Genomic DNA, 19,658 nt, shown 5'->3' with positions numbered 1-19,658 from the left:
CTATTCTGTAGGTTCTAGGATTACGCTTAAGTAATAAATAAAAAAGGATTAGGTGAAAACACAATGAAAATTGTCGTTCTTTCAGGTGGAAGAAGTACAGAAAGAAATGTTTCTTTATCTTCCGGAGTTAAAATCACCAACGCACTACGTAGCAAGGGCTATGAAGTCGCATACGTTGATTCATTTTTAGGTAAGGATGTCGATGAAGATAAGATCGATGATCTTTTTACAACAGAACCAGAAAGTGAAAGTAAATTAGTCATTGATGATGAAGTTTTGACTGATGAAAAAATCAATGCACTTCGTAAAGATGGAACAAAAGGTCTTCTTGGTAGAAATGTTTTGAAGATATGTCAACACGCCGATATTGTCTACATGGGACTTCACGGTGAAGATGGTGAAAATGGTAAGATGCAAGCTGTTTTTGATGTCTTTGATATTAGATATACAGGTAGTGGCACACTTGCATCAGGTTTAGCTATGGATAAGAAATATTCTAAAGAAATTTTTGTTCAAAATAATATTCCTACAGCTAAATATACAACTACTAAGACTGCTAAGATCTTGTCAGAAGATATTCCGTTCAATTATCCAATGGTCGTAAAACCATCTAATGGTGGTTCAAGTGTTGGTACACATATCGTTGAAAGTGCTACTGAATTGAGAGAATCGGTAGCCGATGCTTTGAGATTTGATGATGAAGTTTTAATTGAAGAATATATCAAGGGTCGTGAGTTCTCAGTAGCTATTGTTGACGGTCTAGTACTTCCCGCAGTTGAAGTAACAGTGGATACAGGTTGGTATGATTTCCAGCATAAATTCCAAGCTAATAATGTTACTCATTTCATCACACCACCAAACAATTTGGATGATGAAATTCATAGCAATATGCAAGCTTTGACTAAGAAGACGTTTGAAGCTTTAGGAATGAGTAATTATGGACGTGTTGATTTCTTGATGCGTGGCGATGATTTGTATGTTATGGAAGCAAATACTTTGCCCGGTATGACACCATTGTCATTAATGCCAAGAGAAGCTGAAGCAGCAGGTATCTCATATCCTGATTTATGCGAAAAAATTATTAAGAGTAAAGTTAAGTATTACGAAGATAGAAAATAAAAAAGTTGATCCCATGATAGGGGTCAACTTTTTTATATAAGAGAACGAAATAAACTAGAAAATTGTGTAATTTTGAATGCATAATTAATTGGAAGAAACTGGCTTGTGTAGCTCACTTTGAGTATCATGGTATATGGAACTTAATTAAAATATTTGACTGTGAGGAATATATTTTATGACAAGAAAGATCGGAATCATTGGAATGGGAAATGTAGGAGCTGCTTGTGCGCATTATATTGTTTCTAGTGGCTTTGTCGATGATTTAGTTTTAATTGATAAGAATGAAAAGAAAGTTAAGTCAGATGCTCTAGATTTTGAAGATGCCATGGCTAATTTACCTTTCCACACTAATATTTATGTAAATGATTACTCTCAATTGGATGATGCTGACATTATTATTTCGGCTGTTGGTCATATTAGTTTAATCGGTGGAGATCATCCTAATCGTTTTGGTGAGTTGAAACCAACAGGTGATTCAGTGACTGATGTGGCAAATAAAATTAAGGAAACAAAGTTTCATGGAATTATGGTAGTTATTAGTAATCCTAACGACGTAATGACTTCGATGTATCAGCAAATCCTTGATTTTCCTAAAGAGCGTGTGATTGGAACAGGAACATTGCTTGATTCAGCCAGAATGAAACGTGCTGTCGGAAAAGCATTTGGCGTTGATCCTAGATCTGTTTCGGGCTATAACTTGGGTGAACATGGGAATTCACAATTTACGGCTTGGTCAACTGTTAAAGTAATGGATCAACCGGTAGAAGAGTTAGCTAAAAAGTCAGGACTAAATTTGGATCAAATCAACGAAGATGTTCGTATGGGCGGATTTACGGTCTTTGATGGTAAAGGTTATACCAACTATGGAATTTCAACTGCAGCTGTAAGATTGTCTTTGGCAATCTTGAACGATGCTAGAATCGAATTACCGGTTTCTAATTATCGTGAAGAATATGGCGTTTATCTATCTTATCCGGCTATTGTCGGGCGTGATGGTATTTTGAAACAGTTACAACTAGATTTGCCACAAGAAGAATTGGATAAATTACACTATTCAGCTGATTATATTAAAAAGAATCTTAAAAATTAGGAAAATAGCTCATTTTTAATTAGAAATGGGCTATTTTTGTACTTAAAAATCATTTATTTGATATTGTTAATTATTTTTTAATAAAATTAGAGTATAATGGCAATTAAATTAATTTTGAATTGAGAGGTAATTTGTAATGACAAGAAAAGTAGCAATTATTGGAACAGGTAATGTAGGAGCAGCTTGTGCGCATTATATCGTATCAAGTGGTTTTGTTGACGATTTGGTATTGATCGATATTAATGAAAAGAAAGTTAGGTCCGATGCTTTGGACTTTGAAGATGCTATGGCTAATTTGCCATTCCATACAAATATTTTTGTTAATGATTACTCTCAATTAGATGATACAGATGTTATTATTTCAGCCGTTGGTAATATTAAGCTGCAAGATCGTGTAAAGCCGGATCGATTTGCTGAATTAGATTTTACAAGTAATGCAGTTACAGATGTTGCCGAAAAGATTAAACAAACCAAGTTTGATGGCAAAATTGTGGTAATCAGTAATCCTAATGATGTAATGGTTTCAATTTATCAAGAGGTAACAGGATTGCCTAAGAAACATGTAATGGGAACTGGAACATTGTTGGATTCAGCCAGAATGAAACGTGCCGTTGGAGCAGCCTTGAATGTGGACCCTCGTTCAGTCCAAGGATACAATTTGGGCGAACATGGAAATTCTCAATTTACAGCTTGGTCAACAGTAAAAGTTTTGGATCATTCAATTGCTGAACTAGCAGAGAAGGATGGTTTGGATCTAGATAAGTTGAACGAGGATATCCGTATGGGTGGTTTTACAGTCTTCAGTGGTAAGAAATACACTAATTATGGAATTTCAACTGCAGCTGTTAAATTAACAATGGCAATTCTAAATGATTCATATATTGAATTGCCAGTATCTAATTACCGTGAAGAGTATGGTGTTTACTTATCATACCCAGCTATTATTGGACGTGATGGAATTGTTAAGCAAATCCAATTAGACTTACCTCAAGAAGAGTTAGATAAATTACAATATTCAGCTGATTATATTAAAAGTAAATTGCCAGAAGGAATTAAGTAATATAATAGAAGAATTTTATCAATAGAACGTAGACATAACGCTACGTTCTTTTTTATTGCTTACTTTAATATCAAAGTTAATTGGCAATAACTAACACATTATGAAAAAAAGAATATACATATGAAAAATTGGTCTGACCAATTTCTAACTGGTATCTTCTTTTAGTGGTATTAAAAAAAGTACCACTTTAGTTTCATATCTTCACAAGCCTTGATAGAACTGATTTTGCCGGATAAACCACCATGTAAGCGGTCTATCCCGGTTGTTGTTTATTCTCCTGTAACCGGATACAATGGTCTTGTGGTTGATACCAGAAAGGATTCGATTCGTATGAAAATTACTCTTCAAGAACAGTTAATCAACTTGCTGACTAATTACATTCAAACTTTACCAGCCAATGCTAAATTACCTTCCGAAAGGGAAATAGCAGAAAGATATGAATTATCTAGAACAACTGTTAGGGCTGCCCTAATGGAACTGGAAGTTACAGGGATGATTCGTCGTGTTCATGGTAAGGGAACTTTTGTTAATAGAGTTGATCTGAATAGTGATTTGAATAGTAGTTACAGTTTCAACAAGCAGATGATTTCACTGGGGAAAAAACCACAAACCAAAATTCTTAGTTTTGAACGAAAGGAGGCTAATGCTTACTTCGCTAAGAACTTGGAAACTGAAGTGGGTAGTCAAATTATTAAGATAAAGCGACTTCGATATGCGGATGGGATTCCTGTCATGTTGGAAAGAACTTACTTACCGGCTGACCATTTTAGTTTAATGACTGAATCGATGTTGAATAACCGCTCATTATATTCGGTTTTCTCAGAAGAGTTCAACGAGCAAGTTTATTACGCTGATGAGTATTTCTTAGCTGGCATTACAAGTGCCAACGATAGTAAATATCTCAAGATCAAAGAAGGCGCGCCTTGTTTGAATCTCAGACGACAGACTTATGATCCACATAATCAAATAATTGAATTTACTTTGAGTGTTGCAAGAAGTGATCAATTTGCATATCACATTCGACACGATATTAGTAATAAATCCTAAGGAAGAGTAGTTAATATTTGGAGGTATAAAGATATGGGTATTATTGCAGTAAGAATTGACGAAAGATTAATTCACGGACAAGTGGCTAACTTATGGACAACTAAATTACAAGCATCAAGAATTATGGTAGTTGATAACGAAATTATAAAGAGCGATATTCAAAAAACAGCCCTTAAATTAGCTAAACCAGCTGGGGTAAATCTAAGTATTTTAGGTACAAAGAAATCTTCAGCAAATATCTTAGCCGGCAAGTATGAGTCACAAAGAGTATTTCTAGTTGTTAAGAAGCCTGCTACATTGGTAGAAATGGCTGAAAATGGTGTTAAATTCGACACAATCAATGTTGGTAACATGTCTCAAAAAGATGATTCACAACACTTAACACAATCAATTAATGTAACTGACGATGATTACGATGCATTCCACAAGCTCCTCGATGCAGGTATCAATGTTACAGCTCAAATGGTTCCAAGTGACCCAATCAAAGACTTTGCAGGTATCTTGAAAGACTACAAAAAATAAAAATTAAATGTGGGGGATAGAGCTATGAGTTTTACAATTGTTCAAATATTGCTTTTAACGGCATATTCCATGTATAACATCTATGATGAATTACAAATGAATTCATCATTGAGTCAACCCGTTTGGGCCGGAATGATTTCTGGTTTGATCATGGGTGATATGAAGACAGGTCTAGTTATTGGTGCTGCTCTTCAATTAACAGTTCTAGGTGTTGGTACTTTCGGTGGTGCTTCAAAAATCGATGCCAACTCAGGTACTGTTTTAGCTACAGCATTTTCAATCGGAACAGGAATGAAAGCTGCTACAGCTATTGCTGCTATCGGTGTTCCTGTTGCTGCGCTTCTAACTTCATTTGATATTCTAGCTAGATTTGCTAACACATATTTCCAACACAAAGTTGATAAGGATATTGAAAACTTCAACTACAAAGGTATTGAAAGACATACAATCATGGGTGCTTTGCCATGGTGCTTGTCACGTGGTATTCCAGTATTCTTAGCTTTGGCTCTAGGTCAAGGTGTTGTTAAGACAATGGTTACATATCTAAATGGTGATTTAGCATGGCTAAACACTGGTCTACAAACAGCCGGTGCTACACTTCCAGCTGTAGGTTTCGCTATCTTGCTTCACTACTTACCAGTTAAGAAACACATCGCTTACTTGATTCTTGGTTTCACAATTACAGCATTGCTTTCAACAGTATTTACAAATATCCAAGCACTTGGTACAGGTTTAGGTGCTGCAAGTAAAGCATTTACAACAACATTTAACGCTCTTCCAATGTTAGCTATTGCTCTAATCGGTGGTGCCTTTGCCATTCTTGAATACAAGAAGTCAATGGCTAAAATAACTGCTGCTCCAGCTACTAACGCTGCAAACAGTTCTGACGATGAAGATGAAGAGGACGATGAAATTGAAGACGCTAATGGGGAGGTAGACGGTGATGAAGAAGAATAACGAAGCACAACCAGGTTATCAATTAACTAAAAAAGATTACAACCAAATCAACAAACGTAGTTTGTTCGGTTTCCAAATGGGTTGGAATTATGAAAGAATGCAAGGTTCAGGTTATTTGTACACAATCTTGCCTCAACTAAGAAAAATTTATGGTGATGGTACTCCAGAGCTAAAAGAAGCTATGAAGACTCATAACCAATTCTTCAACACAAGTAATTTCTTTAACACAATTATCACAGGTATCGATCTTGCCATTGAAGGTAAGAAAGGTGCTGATTCACTAGATACTGTTGCTGGTATTAAGACAGGTCTTATGGGACCATTCGCCGCTATTGGTGATTCACTTTTCGCCGCTTTGGTTCCAACTATCATGGGTGCTATTGCTGCAACAATGGCCGCTCAGGGTAACCCACTTGGATTATTCCTATGGTTAGCAGTAAACATTGCTATCATGGTTTTCCGTTGGAAACAACTACACTTTGCTTATAAGACAGGTACAAAACTTGTTTCTGAAATGCAAGGTCAATTAAATGCTTTAACAGATGCTGCTACATTGCTTGGTGTCTTCATTGTTGGTGCTTTGATTGCAAGTATGATCAATATTCAAGTTCCACTTGTTGCTCATTTAGGTAAAGTTTCTCTAAGTGTTCAAAGCAACATTGATATGATTCTTCCAAAACTTGTTCCAGCCTGTGTCGTAGGTCTTGTTTACTGGTTACTCGGTAAGAAGGGTATGACATCAACAAAAGTTATCTTTATCGTTATTATTTTTGCTATTGCTCTATCAGCAATTGGTGTACTTGGCAAAATCTAGGAGGATTTAAATTATGGCATTAATCTTGATGAGTCATGGAAATATGGCAATCGAAACATTAAAATCAGCAGAATTAATTATTGGAGAACTACCTGAAACAGTAGCCCTAGGTTTACAAAAATCAGATGGTCCGGAAGATTTAAAAGCTAAAGCCGAAACAGAAATTAAAAAGTATTATGGAAAAGAACCTGTTTATTTGATCGTTGATTTACTTGGTGGAACACCAGGAAATGTAGCTGTCAATTTGACACAAACTTATCCTGAAATGCATGTTATTTCTGGTTTGAATTTACCAATGGTTATTAATTACGCTAATCAAAAGTTTATTGGTTCTGATATCAAAGTTGAAGACTTAATGAAGGAAGCTAAAGATGGCATTGTTGATGTTAACGCCTTTTTAAGTCAAGATTCTGATGAGGATGATGAAGAGGATGAGTAATCCTTACCGTTATACATTAAGATTAGCAATTGATAAAACTATATATGATGCTGATAAGAAACAGAGATTGATTGATTTTGTCAAAAAAGCTCATATTTCTGATGTTGCCTTTTTCATCAATCAAGAAGAATTATCAGATGCTCATATAACTCCCACAAAAGCTAAAGAATTAATCGCCAGTGTTGATGAGGTCAGTCAACCATTAAAAGAACTTGGCATTACAATCAGCTTGAATCCATGGACAACCATGAATCATTCTGATCGTGGTATTCATATCAATCCAGAACTTGATATCAAACCAATGGTTAACTACCAAGGTACTAAAAGTATTTCAATGGCTTGTCCTGGGTATGCTGGATGGGCTGATTATATCAGTGATATTTATGCTATTTGGGCAAGCATTCATCCTAATGAATTATGGCTAGAAGATGACTTCCGTCATTATAAGAATGCACCCTTCAAATTGGGGTGTTTCTGTGAAGATCACATGAAACGCTATAACGATATTTTAAGTATGAATCTATCACGTCAGGAATTCGTTGAGAGAATGTTTACTGGTGGTGAAAACAAGTATCGTAACGCATATTTACAAGTTGCACGGGCAGAGATTTTACATGTAGCACATATGATTGAACAGAAGGTTCATGAAATTTCTCCAACTACTACTTTAGGTTTAATGAGTTCTTGGCCAGAAGTTCACGCTCTAGAAGGACGTGATTGGCAAAGATTGCTCGATGAACTTAGTGGGGAGAATACTCCAGCAGTTTCACGTCCGCATTTACCAGCATATAACGAAGTTAGTCCTCAACAATATGCTAGAGATTTTGAGAAATATACAGTGGCTACAAGAACTGAAATTGGTCCTAATCATAAGATCTATCCAGAAATGGAAAGCTTCTTGTACTCACCATATGCGAAATCCACTAAATTTACCCAATTCCAATTGGATACAACAAGCTTAGTTCATGCTAATGGTGTTTTATTGAACATGTTCAGTATGATGGGCGATGGAATCAATCCGACTTATCATTATGATGAGCTATTGAATCATGATAAGGAATATTTAGATTTCTTATTTGAAAATGGGATTGATATCGAACACCGCGGCGGTGTAGTCGTCCCAATGAACCAAGATGTTGCTAAGACAAAGATTGATGAAGAGGGAACTTTAGAAGGTTTAATGGCTTCTCAAACACAATGGTTAGAATTGCTTTCTACAATGGGAATTGCAACGCAACCACTTAATTATATTGATCAGGAAATCAAAAATAAGTGTGTAGCCATTACCGGAAACTTCCTAAATACTTTGTCAGATGAACAGATTACAAAAGTATTAACCCGTAATTTTGTCCTTTTGGACGGGGATGCCTTGGTTATTTTGAATAATCGTCATCTATTGAATTTAATAAATGCAACGAATGTTGAAGTAATCAAGAATCGCTCTGGAAAACAATCATTTGAACAGTTTGATGGAGAAACGATTTCTGGTATCAACAATCCAAGATTAACTATGTTAACTCATACCGGCAATTATGTAAAAGTCGATTATAAAACTCCAGTTCATGTACATTCTTCAGCTTATGATCGTTTTGAGAATCAATTGGGACCTGTAACTGTCAGTGATGATAAATTTTACATTTTACCTATGACGGATTCTCCAAAATACGGTTGGCAAGCTCAATATACTGATATTCGTGAAGGAGATTTAAAGCATTTCTTTGAAGAACAGTTAAGCGTTCCACATTTAGTCAACATGTACAATTGCAAGATGGTCATTGACGAAAATCAATCTAAAATGATTATCAGCAATTGGTCGATTGATGACATTGACGGAATTAATTTCTTCTTAAAAGACCGAAATGTTAAGAAAGTTTCAATCACGTATCGTGATTCGAACAATCAATTACAAAACGAAGTCTTAGACGCAACACTTGATTCAAAAGGAATCTATCACGTTGACTTCACTGTTAAGGAATTAGCAGTTATTCACGTTCAATTCTTAGATTAAAAATAAATAGAGAAGGGATTCAATATCATGTTTACTAAAACAGACCAAGAACTAGAAAAAATGGGTGCTAAAATTACAACCCGTGAAATTCAACAACAACCAGATCTATGGCAAGAGGCATTTCAAAACTACACTAATAAAAAATCAGAGATTGATAACTTTCTTGATAAAGTAACTTCGACATATCCAAACCAAAAGATCAGAGTTATCTTTACTGGTGCTGGTACTTCAGCATATGTAGGAGATACGCTTAGACCATATTTAAATCGAGTTGGCGATACATCACACTTTGTTTTTGAAAGTATTCCTACAACTGATATTGTTTCTGCTCCATTAGATAATCTAAGAAGTGAAGATCCAACAATTTTAGTATCATTCGCTAGAAGTGGTAACAGTCCTGAAAGTGTTGCTACTGTAGATTTGGCAGAAAAAATCGTTAAGAATTTATATCAAATCACAATCACTTGTGCTCCTGAAGGTCATCTAGCTAAAAAGGCTGAAAATGAAGATGCTAATTTATTACTTCTTCAACCAGCACTTTCAAACGATAAGGGATTCGCCATGACCGGAAGCTTCTCTTGCATGACCTTAACAGCGGCTTTGATTTTTGATACAAATGCTGAAGATAAAAAAGCTGCTTGGGTTGATACTATGATTAAAATGGGTCGCGAGGTCATCAGTCGTGAAGATGAAATTCAAGCATATGCTGACTTAGACTACGATCGTATTACATATTTAGGCAGTGGTTCACTATCAGGCTTAACTCGTGAAGCTCAATTGAAAGTTCTAGAATTAACAGCTGGAGCTTTGACAACAATCTTTGATTCGTCAATGGGCTTCCGTCATGGTCCTAAGTCATATGTTAACGGCAAGACAATTGTCTTTGACTTCATGAGCAATGATAAGTACACACGTCAATATGATGTAGATATTTTGGAAGAAATTAAAGATGATGAAATTTGTAAAGATGTCGTTGGTGTTGGTACATCAGATGACAATGATTTCTCAGGCCACAATTTCTTCATTAAAGCTGGAGACAAAGATCTTCCAGAAATCTACCAAGCATTGCCAGACGTAGTATTTGCACAAACATTTGCTTTGATGAATTCAATTAAAGTTAACAACACACCTGATACACCATCAGCAAGCGGTACAGTTAACCGAGTTGTTAAAGGTGTAACAATTCACGATTACGAATAAATCATGAAATTAAAAGGTTGAAACATTAATTTGTTTCAGCTTTTTATTTGGAAGTATTTTATGCTTGCCGCCTTCCGTAAAAGCGTTGATTGGGCTGGAACGTGGTGGACACAGATTTGAGCTAATTGAAGTACGCAATTATCTCAAATACTGACCTTTTCCTAAGCCAGCATAAATCGCTGACTAAGGAAAATTTCACCACTGAGCCCATCAACGCTTTTACTCCAGGCTAATGTTTCTTTGCTTCAATACTAAATTAATATTGGTAAGTGATGGAGTAGTAATATAGTTATGGACGATGGTAGATAAAGACATCTATTTTAAAATCAAAGGAGAGCAATAATGTCATATTATATTCATGCTAAAAAATTCTTTTTAAAAAATACTACTGAAAATGGTGGCTATCTAGAAGTTACTGATGATGGTAAATTTGGAAAATTCTATCATGCTGATGAAGAAAAACCAGCTGGTAAGATTGTTGATTATTCTGATAAGTTTATCGCTCCAGGTCTTGTAGATACACATATCCATGGTCTTGTTGGTCACGATGTTATGGATGATGACTTTGATAAATTGAATGAAATGTCAGAAGGATTGCTTAAAGCGGGTGTAACTTCATGGTTACCAACAACTTTGACAGCTTCTCATGATCAATTATTGAGTATTTGTCACACGATTGGTGATAACTACAAGAAGATTACTGGTGCTAAGGTTCAAGGTATTCACTTTGAAGGACCTTTCTATACTGAAAAACACAAGGGTGCTCAAAATCCTAAGTACTTCAGAGATCCTGATGTTGAAGAATTTAAAGACTGGCAAGATGCTGCTCATGGCATGATTAGAAAGATTTCTATTGCTCCTGAAAGAAAGGGTTCAGTTGAATTTACTAAAGCTGTGGCATCTGATAAAGTTGCGGTATATCTTGGACACAGTGACGCTACTTTTGAACAAGCTAAGGCCTGTGTTGAAGCTGGTGCTACTGGATTTACACATACATATAACGGTATGAGTGGCTTGAACCACAGATTGCCTGGTATGGTCGGCGCTGCTCTTTCGATGCACTTGGTTGATGACGAGTTGATTTGTGATGGTCACCACGTTAATCCATATGCTGCTAGAATCGTTATCGAAAAGAAAACTCCAGAACATGTTGCTTTGATTACTGACTGTATGCGTGCTGGATTGATGCCAGATGGTGACTATGTACTTGGTGAATTACCAGTCGTAGTTGCTAATGGAACTGCTAAATTAAAGGCAGCTCCACACAGTTTGGCTGGTTCAATCTTGATGCTAAATGAAGCTATTAAGAACGTTGTTGACTGGAACATTGCTACTGATGAACAAGCCGTTGAAATGGCAAGTTATACAGCTGCTAAGAGTTCAAAGGTTCTTGATAAATGTGGTATCATCGCCAGTGGTCGTGATGCTGACTTTATCGTTCTTGATGATGATATGACATTGTCAGAAACATATCTTGATGGTGTTTCACGTTACCAAGCATAGAGAAAAGAGAGCGGAACAAAGGGCGCCAGCTAACCGGAAGAAGTTGCCCTTGAGTAGCTCGTTTCAGAGCCACTGCATAATATATAAAGGGTTTTGAAAGAAAATTAGAAAAGACCAGTAACTCTACTTAATTTAGAGTTACTGGTCTTTTGCTTTTTTTCGTGTATCTGGTTCAGGATCAAATACCACGCTGTTCGAGATGTAACCGATTACAGCCGTGGTTTTAAAGCTATACTTAAACTATATAAAAAATAATATAGAGATGGTGAATTAAGAATGGCACAAAAAGCAGACGTTATCGAGGCAATGAAAGAATTAAGTACAGCGCTTGACAAGTATCACCCTAATACAGAAACAACCCATTATGTAAAAAAAACTATGGTAGAACTACAAAAAAGTGAAGCAGTCGACTTTATCGGTGGTTTTTCATACTTTTTAACCAAGTCGTCTATGTTAAGAACTTCCGAAGGAATTGAGTTGAATGATATTGAGAGAAAACTTTGGCACAAGTTGGCTTCTTACAAAGACGTGGGGTATAAACTATTTCCCGGTATTGGAATGTAATTGAATTAATTTAATTGTCTACGTGGTATAGACCGATAAAGAATGGTATAATGAAACCGTTAAAATTAGTAAGGAGACTAGACAATGTCATATTACATTCAAGCTAAAAAATTCTTTTTGAAAAATACTACTGAAAACGGTGGCTACCTAGAAGTTACTGATGATGGTAAGTTCGGTAAATTCTATCATGCTGACGAAGAAAAACCAGCTGGTAAGATTGTTGATTATTCAGACAAATTCATTGCTCCAGGTCTTGTTGATACACATATTCATGGTCTTGTGGGTCATGATGTTATGGATGATGATTTCGATAAATTAAATGAAATGTCAGAAGGTCTATTAAAGGCTGGTGTTACATCATGGTTGCCAACAACTTTGACTGCTTCACATGACCAACTAAAGCATATTTGCCAAACAATTGGTGATAATTACAAGAAGGCTACTGGTGCTAAGATTCAAGGTATTCATTTTGAAGGACCTTTCTATACAGAAAAACACAAAGGTGCTCAAAATCCTAAGTACTTTAGAGATCCAGATGCTGAAGAGTTTGAAGACTGGCAAGAAGCTGCTCATGGTATGATCAAGAAAATTTCTATTGCTCCTGAAAGAAAAGGTTCAGTTGAATTTACTAAGGCTGTTGCTTCAGATGATGTTGCCGTATACCTTGGACACAGTGATGCTACCTTCGAACAAGCTAAGGCCTGTGTTGAAGCTGGTGCTACTGGATTTACACACACATACAATGGTATGAGTGGCCTAAATCACCGTCTACCAGGTATGGTTGGTGCTGCTCTTTCAATGCACTTGGTTGATGATGAGTTGATCTGTGATGGTCATCATGTTAACCCATTTGCAGCAAGAATCGTTGTTGAAAAGAAGGGTGCAGAACATGTTGCCTTAATTACTGATTGTATGCGTGCTGGATTGATGCCAGACGGTGACTACGTACTTGGTGAATTGCCTGTTGTAGTTGCTGATGGAACAGCTAGATTAAAGGATGAAACACATAACCTTGCTGGTTCAATTCTTATGCTTAACGAAGCTATCAAGAATGTTGTTGACTGGAACATTGCTACTGATGAAGAAGCTGTTGAAATGGCAAGTTACACAGCTGCTAAGAGTTCAAAAGTTGCAGACAAGTGTGGTATTATTGCTGACGGTCGTGATGCTGACTTTATCGTTTTGGATGACGATATGACATTGTCAGAAACATATCTTGATGGTGTTTCACGCTACCAAGCTTAATTAATAACATGAACCGATAATAAAACGTTGAAAACGTGATAAAATCGAGATTACATTTTGTATTCTCGGTTTTTTTGTTACTTGTAGAATGATGTATACTCTTACTATTGGAGGATTACGATGGATAAAAAAATTATTGCTCATAGAGGAATACCAACATTGGCACCGGAAAATACAATGGCAGCTTTTAATGTCGTTGTTAATCATGATGTTAAATGGATTGAAACTGATCTAAGTATCACTAAAGACGAAAAGGTTTTTGTGATTCATGATGATAAATTAGACCGTACGACTAATCAATCTGGTTCGATCGAAACAATTAATAGCTCTGATGTGGAAAATGCTGACGCCGGCTATTGGTTTGCAGAGAAATTCCGTGGTGAAAAAGTACCAACATTGGATCAGTTGATTGACTTTCTTAATATCCACAAAATTAATGCCAATATTGAACTTAAAGGTGTTGTTGGGGACAATGCTAACTATTTGGCAGATCGTTTAGTTGCAGAATTTGCTAAGGCTTTGGATAGACTAGATGATCATGTTGAATTGATTATTTCTAGTTTTAATCCGATTATGTTAGAAAAAATGTATAAGTTAAAACCTGATTTGAAATATGCCGTATTGTTCAGTCGCGCAACATTAGGGGATGACTGGAATCTTGTTATGCAAGCTTGTCATGCTAAAATCGTTCATCCTGATAGTTCAGGTCTGACTGAAAATAAAGTAAAGCAAATGAAAGATTATGGTTATGAAATCAATGTTTGGACAGTTGATGATATCAATCGAGCTCAAGAATTATTGAAGTGGGGCGTTGATGGAATTATCACTAATATTGCTGATAGAATGAGCTTTTTAGAAAAATAACAACAAAAATGGCCTCGGGGTTCAGAACTAGCTGAACTATCCCGGGGTCTTTTTGTCTAGACTAATTTGTGTTTTCGGAGGATTCATTATGAAATCTAATAGCTTACTGATTTTTAAAGGGAGCAGAAGCTTACTCCAAATACGATGTTTAAGAATTAACATTGATTGATATTGCAAAATCTTAATTTAACTTTGATTTTGCCTCATCTCGATTCAACCCAAATTTTTAGAACTAATCCCATTCATTACAACTACCGCAATTACGATCTTTTTAAATCGGTGACATTTTGGTAGATGCAAGCTCACTTTCGTGAGACTTCGAAGAATAGGAACAACCCTTTACTTCATTTCTATTCTTCTTATTTATAAGTATAAACACTTTGATTGGTTATCCAACAAAAGGCTTACGTATCATACTCTATGTATAATTGGTCTATGGGGCATCTTCGATGATCCAACTGAGATTTGCATTATATTGACCGGCGATAAAATTAGTATCATCAACATGAAGCAGTAAACCCTCATCTTTATTCCAATGAATAGATTTTAGAGTTTGATTCTTTTGGGAATATTCGATCAGAATTTTATTATTGATATTTTGGGGGAGCAATTTATCTAACTTGTAGAACTGTAAAGTAGCCACAAGAAGACTGCCATTCTTGGAATTTGAGAGTGATCCTGGCTGTTTTAAAAATATTCGAATAGGATTCTTTTTACGTCGTTGATCATCAATATGGACGATTTCATTGGGCGAATTGGTATCATTAGTCCGGAATTTAAGAACATCTTTTTCAAAAGAATAAATAGACTCAAATTGAATATCTTTGAAATGAGGGGTGATCTTGTTGGAGACGTAATGCAATTCTAGTGGATTGCCGATACTTTGATAAAGATGACCGTCAGAATCTGTACCCGTAAAAGAAGGGGTAGAGTGAAAATCTAATTGATTATTTATTCCATGAGTCAAAGTTTCTATTTGGACATTTTTTTGTTTGCCAATTTTTAAATTACCGACAGGTATTTCAATCAATTGGTTGTTATTGTCGATATTAGAATTAATTTTATACTCGTGTTCGTCCAATTGTTTGCCGTCAATAATGATTTTCATTACCTCAGTTTTTAAGCTTAGGTAAAAAGATAATTTATTATTAAATAAATCTCGCTGTCCATTGTTGTTCAAGTTCATTACATAGTTGATAGTATCCCCGTTAACGACATTGAATAAAGCAGTACTAGAATCTTGTCCATCATTAAAAGATATATTTTGAAGTTTACCATTTAATACTACATTTGGATCTAGTGTTGGTAATACGGATAATTTTCCAACACTAGTTTTGAGAGTTTTATCTCGTAATTTTATAATTGCATAATATTCATCGCCGTTATCTTTTTCAGAAACGGGACCGGTTATGTAAATAAATGGATCTACTGGGGTCATCAATTTAGTATCGTGACCCTGTGGATCTTTTTTGTGCCATTCAACGGTTAAATGATCGGTATTGTCTCTAATTGCGTCATCAAATCCTTGAATGGTAAAAGTGGCATTTTCGCCAGCTCGGGCTTTTTGATCGTAGAGTCCACCACCAACATTCATTAATTTGGTGTCGCTGAATACGGAACCATCTTTGTTAGTAATAGTTGCCTTGATAAAAAAACTACCTTCTTTTCCGGATACGGAAGTGATTTTTCCATCTTGATCAATAGTCGCTAAATTTGTGTTACTGATAGACCAAATAACTTTTTCAGTGGCATCTGAGGGTGTTAATTCGGCATGGGCATAAGCCGTCATCTTGTCGAAATTATTATCGGAATTATAAATATAATCATTGTCGACATTTATTTTGATTGATTTAGCTGGAATGTCATTAGGAATTACATGGACGGCGGCAGAATTAGAGAAAAAACTATCATCGCTAAAAATACCGCTGTATAAATCGTGAATCTGATAGTAGCTTGTTCCGACCTTGCTAGTGTCGATATTTAAGGATGGGTTAGTTGCTCCTTTGATCAGTGACCAATTCTTATTAGGCTTCTTTTCAAACCATGAGTGTTCAAGGGGTTCAAAAGGATGTTCAAAGGTACTTACTTGGGATCTAACCGAATGGGTTTCTAATTTCAATGGATCACCAACTTTGACGTAGTAATCGGAATTTAAATTAACATTGAAGCCTCCAGTAACCCAAACTCCGAAACGGACAGGATGAAGCGAAGGTTTCTTGAAGTAAATATTACCAGGATTCGTTTCAGTACCTGCGTCCGCCAAAATAATCTCAGTTTGATTACCTGCAATGCATAAAATTGAAAAGATAAATATGGGTAAGATAAAAATTGCTGTCTTTTTAGAAATAAGATAGTTATTCATAATTTTACGCTTCCTAGTTGTCTATACCATTAGTAAGTATATAGGACATACTTGAAGTAAGAAAGCAAATTTTACGATTTATTTTTTTATAAAATGCACAATTATATAAATACAATTATGAAAGAAGTTTTAAGAAAAAATTTGAAGTATAACTGTTTTTATTGATGAACATTAAGACAATAAAAAAATCCCCATATGGTAACCATCAAAGATGGTTAACTACATGGGGATTGAGTTTAACTTTCTAAATTCTAACTTTGGGACGGAGAGCGTATGCCATAACAAGTGAAATAATTGAAGTTATTAATAGAACATAGAAGCTAGTTCCAAATGATCCACTAGTTGTCACAGCAACTTGTCCGGTAATTGATGATGAATTTACCAATCCGGCATATAAAACGCCATATAAAGCGGCGTAGAGAACGGTAGGAAGTAGAGTAAAGATTCTAACCAATCTGATACTACCACGTGATCTGAAACAACCAGCAATCAAGGCAATAACTGGAGATAAGAAACAAATCAAACGAATAGCTGAGAAACCATTTGTAATCCAAGTAGGCTGAGCGGCCGCTAAATTAGCAGTGTAATTGGCGGCATTAGCAATTGTACTTGAAAGAGATAGTCCATCTAGAAATGGTCCACTAACAGAAGCGATAAAACCAACAATTGACGAAACAATAATGATTTTTTGAGTTGTCGTCTTTTTATTTGGTCTCAAACGATCAGCTGCTGTTTGATATTTTTCAGGTTTTTGTTTTTTAGGCTTAGAAGCATAAGTTTCAGTTTGTTCAGGAGCATTATTATTATCAGAACTCTTTTTCAAAGAAGTTTCCTTCTTTAGAGCTTTGTTAGCACCTACTTCATTACCGTGGCGTAATTGAGATAGCAAGAACCAAAGAATGATGAGAATTGCTAAAGCAATGAAACCATAGTTTCTTTTAACAACTAAGAGAATGGCAACAATAATGACGGCGAAAATACTAACATAAGCATTATTTTTCGCAAACTTAATCATATTGTGAATGAAACCATCGTTAGGGTCGACAGCTTCGGCCTTTTTCTTTGCTTCAGCAGCTCGGCGTTCACTCTCAGTTGGTGCAAAAGGATCTTTGATAGGGTCCTTGATTGAATCTTTGAAGTTGTGTTCTTGAGTATTAGTATCCTGAGCTTTTTTATATGGCTTTTGAGAGATTGGATTGAAATCATTTTTACTGTAGATTTGTGTCTTATCATCTAAAGGTTCATCAGCACTTGATTTGCTAAAAGATGAACGGTTCGATGAGCTCTCAAAAGTTTTCATTTCAGGTTCTGGATCAGGACGTTGAACTGTTTGTTTGGTCTTTTCTTGAGGATGGTCAAAAGAGCCATACTCGCGTTGTTGAGCAGGAGCTTGTTTTAGAACTGGCTTTTCTTCAGTTTTTGAAGTGTCCTCTTGATTCAGTTCATTTTCAATTTCAGATAGTGAGCGTATAGCGTCATCATCTTTTTTTTCTATTGTATCTTTGTTAGTTTTCTTTTTTAGGGCATAGCCGCAGTTATCACAAAATTTTTGATCTGGATCGACTTTATGGCCACAATTTGGACAAAACATTTTTCGCATTCCTCCATTATGTTGACAAAATAAGTATACAAGACAACCCCTATCATAGGAAGACATTCAGTGAAAGTTCACAGAAATGTCACATGTTGTATATATCCGAAACTCAATTATACAAAAGATTCTTAGACTTTGCTTAAAAAGATAATATTACAGTTTATGAAAACGATACCAAAAACTATTGACAAATACTTAATGACTTTGTATTATGTATTTGTGGAAACGATTTCATAATCAAAAAGGAGGAATAGATTTGGCGACGATATCAGATGTAGCTAAACTAGCTGGACTTTCAGTTTCAACAGTTTCACGAGTTATTAATAATAGTCCACATGTTTCAGTTAAAAAGAGAAGTTTAGTTGAATCTGCTATGGATCAATTAGGATATGTTCCTTTACCAGCGGCTCGACAACTAAGAGGGTCGAAAACCAATACAATGGCAGTTACCATTCCTAGAATAGTTAATCCGTTCTTCTCTTATTTGGTTGATGCGATTGAACAGCGATTGGATGAAGCCGGTTATAGTACTTTAATTGTTCAGACTTTTAGTCGACCGGAAGAAGAATTAACAGCACTGAACTTATTAAAAAACCAGCAAGTAGATGGAGTGATTCTTTGTTCTATTGAAAATCCATGGTCTGTAATTGGTAATTATACTAAGTATGGAAAAATTGTTTTAGTTAATGAATATTTGAAAGATGATATCAAAGTGCCAACTATTAGAGCCAATCAGTACGATGGCTTTTACAGGGCAACGAATTTCTTATTTGAAAAAGGATATAAAAAAATTGCTTATGCGACTGGTCGAAAGTCGATAACTTTTGTGAAAAGAGGTGAGAATTTTGATGCTGATCGTTTTGCTGGCTTCCAAGATTCTTTAAACGAGCATGGCTCAGGATTTAGTCATGATTGGTTATTCACTAGTGCTCATACGGCAGAAGATGGTAAAACGATTTTAAAACAGATAATGTCATTGCAAGATAAACCAGATGTCATTATTGCAGGTAGTGATGAGGTAGCAATGGGTATATTGCAAGAAGCGGAAGTGGAAAAAGTTAAAGTTCCAGAAGAATTAGGAGTTTTGGGAGTTGATGATCAACCGGTTTCTGCTAGTTTGCGAGTACCACTGACTACGATTAAGCAACCAGTCAATGAGATGGGGCAAGAGGCCGCCAAAGCTATGTTAAAACTTATGGCTGGAGAAACTATTTCAAAAGAAGAAATACTTAAATTAAAGATTATCGAAAGAGCATCTGTATAGAAGCTC

At 35.7% G+C, this 19,658-nt stretch carries 17 protein-coding genes; 15 read left to right on the top strand and 2 right to left on the bottom strand.

The window, feature by feature from the left end; genetic code table 11:
• Positions 1-63: 63 nt before the first annotated feature.
• The 14 genes from LAB100_RS05470 to LAB100_RS05405 all read left to right on the top strand — a co-directional run bounded on the left by LAB100_RS05470 (position 64) and on the right by LAB100_RS05405 (position 14,432).
• The gene (locus LAB100_RS05470) at positions 64-1,119 is read left to right on the top strand and encodes a D-alanine--D-alanine ligase (protein WP_119325548.1); all 1,056 of its coding nucleotides are present in this window, start codon (positions 64-66) and stop codon (positions 1,117-1,119) included.
• 175 nt (positions 1,120-1,294) lie between these two features.
• Positions 1,295-2,209 carry an L-lactate dehydrogenase gene (locus tag LAB100_RS05465; protein WP_119325549.1) on the top strand — a complete coding sequence of 305 codons (915 nt, stop codon included), beginning with the start codon at positions 1,295-1,297 and terminating at the stop codon, positions 2,207-2,209.
• Between the two features lie 136 nt (positions 2,210-2,345).
• Complete coding sequence (locus tag LAB100_RS05460) at positions 2,346-3,269, top strand: L-lactate dehydrogenase (protein ID WP_119325550.1); 924 nt, start codon at positions 2,346-2,348, stop codon at positions 3,267-3,269.
• Between the two features lie 330 nt (positions 3,270-3,599).
• Positions 3,600-4,316 (top strand): GntR family transcriptional regulator, encoded by a 717-nt coding sequence (locus LAB100_RS05455; protein WP_119325551.1) that lies wholly within the window; start codon positions 3,600-3,602, stop codon positions 4,314-4,316.
• Between the two features lie 33 nt (positions 4,317-4,349).
• On the top strand, positions 4,350-4,838 hold the full coding sequence (locus LAB100_RS05450; protein WP_119325552.1) for a PTS sugar transporter subunit IIB: 489 nt from the start codon (positions 4,350-4,352) through the stop codon (positions 4,836-4,838).
• A gap of 24 nt (positions 4,839-4,862) precedes the next feature.
• Positions 4,863-5,795 carry a PTS mannose/fructose/sorbose/N-acetylgalactosamine transporter subunit IIC gene (locus LAB100_RS05445; protein WP_119325553.1) on the top strand — a complete coding sequence of 311 codons (933 nt, stop codon included), beginning with the start codon at positions 4,863-4,865 and terminating at the stop codon, positions 5,793-5,795.
• On the top strand, positions 5,782-6,609 hold the full coding sequence (locus LAB100_RS05440) for a PTS system mannose/fructose/sorbose family transporter subunit IID (protein ID WP_119325554.1): 828 nt from the start codon (positions 5,782-5,784) through the stop codon (positions 6,607-6,609). The genes LAB100_RS05445 and LAB100_RS05440 overlap by 14 nt, the downstream gene beginning before the upstream one ends.
• A gap of 13 nt (positions 6,610-6,622) precedes the next feature.
• Positions 6,623-7,048, top strand: coding sequence for a PTS sugar transporter subunit IIA (locus LAB100_RS05435; protein WP_119325555.1), 426 nt, complete (start codon positions 6,623-6,625; stop codon positions 7,046-7,048).
• Positions 7,041-9,056 (top strand): hypothetical protein, encoded by a 2,016-nt coding sequence (locus LAB100_RS05430; RefSeq protein ID WP_119325556.1) that lies wholly within the window; start codon positions 7,041-7,043, stop codon positions 9,054-9,056. Before LAB100_RS05435 ends, LAB100_RS05430 begins: the two co-directional genes overlap by 8 nt.
• A gap of 27 nt (positions 9,057-9,083) precedes the next feature.
• Positions 9,084-10,256, top strand: coding sequence for an SIS domain-containing protein (locus tag LAB100_RS05425; RefSeq protein ID WP_119325557.1), 1,173 nt, complete (start codon positions 9,084-9,086; stop codon positions 10,254-10,256).
• Between the two features lie 342 nt (positions 10,257-10,598).
• Positions 10,599-11,759, top strand: a complete 1,161-nt coding sequence (gene nagA, locus LAB100_RS05420; protein ID WP_119325558.1) for an N-acetylglucosamine-6-phosphate deacetylase — start codon at positions 10,599-10,601, stop codon at positions 11,757-11,759.
• A gap of 276 nt (positions 11,760-12,035) precedes the next feature.
• The gene (locus tag LAB100_RS05415) at positions 12,036-12,323 is read left to right on the top strand and encodes a hypothetical protein (RefSeq protein WP_119325559.1); all 288 of its coding nucleotides are present in this window, start codon (positions 12,036-12,038) and stop codon (positions 12,321-12,323) included.
• A gap of 84 nt (positions 12,324-12,407) precedes the next feature.
• Complete coding sequence (gene nagA / locus LAB100_RS05410; RefSeq protein ID WP_119325560.1) at positions 12,408-13,568, top strand: N-acetylglucosamine-6-phosphate deacetylase; 1,161 nt, start codon at positions 12,408-12,410, stop codon at positions 13,566-13,568.
• 120 nt (positions 13,569-13,688) lie between these two features.
• The gene (locus LAB100_RS05405; RefSeq protein ID WP_119325561.1) at positions 13,689-14,432 is read left to right on the top strand and encodes a glycerophosphodiester phosphodiesterase family protein; all 744 of its coding nucleotides are present in this window, start codon (positions 13,689-13,691) and stop codon (positions 14,430-14,432) included.
• Positions 14,433-14,865: 433 nt separating this feature from the next.
• On the opposite strand, the gene LAB100_RS05400 is transcribed toward LAB100_RS05405, so the two are convergent.
• Both LAB100_RS05400 and LAB100_RS05395 read right to left on the bottom strand, forming a co-directional pair.
• Positions 14,866-16,794 carry an Ig-like domain-containing protein gene (locus LAB100_RS05400; protein ID WP_119325562.1) on the bottom strand — a complete coding sequence of 643 codons (1,929 nt, stop codon included), beginning with the start codon at positions 16,792-16,794 and terminating at the stop codon, positions 14,866-14,868.
• A gap of 244 nt (positions 16,795-17,038) precedes the next feature.
• Entirely contained in the window at positions 17,039-18,385 is a 1,347-nt protein-coding gene (locus LAB100_RS05395; RefSeq protein WP_162894148.1) for a zinc ribbon domain-containing protein, read from the bottom strand.
• A 259-nt stretch (positions 18,386-18,644) separates the two neighbouring features.
• Between LAB100_RS05395 and LAB100_RS05390 the strand changes: the two genes are divergently transcribed.
• Positions 18,645-19,652, top strand: coding sequence for a LacI family DNA-binding transcriptional regulator (locus LAB100_RS05390; RefSeq protein ID WP_119325564.1), 1,008 nt, complete (start codon positions 18,645-18,647; stop codon positions 19,650-19,652).
• Positions 19,653-19,658 lie beyond the last annotated feature (6 nt).

Source organism: Companilactobacillus musae (assembly GCF_003967595.1).
GTDB lineage: Bacteria > Bacillota > Bacilli > Lactobacillales > Lactobacillaceae > Companilactobacillus > Companilactobacillus musae.
Note: the sequence above shows the minus strand (reverse complement) of the source record. Positions and strands in the feature narration are given on the sequence as shown.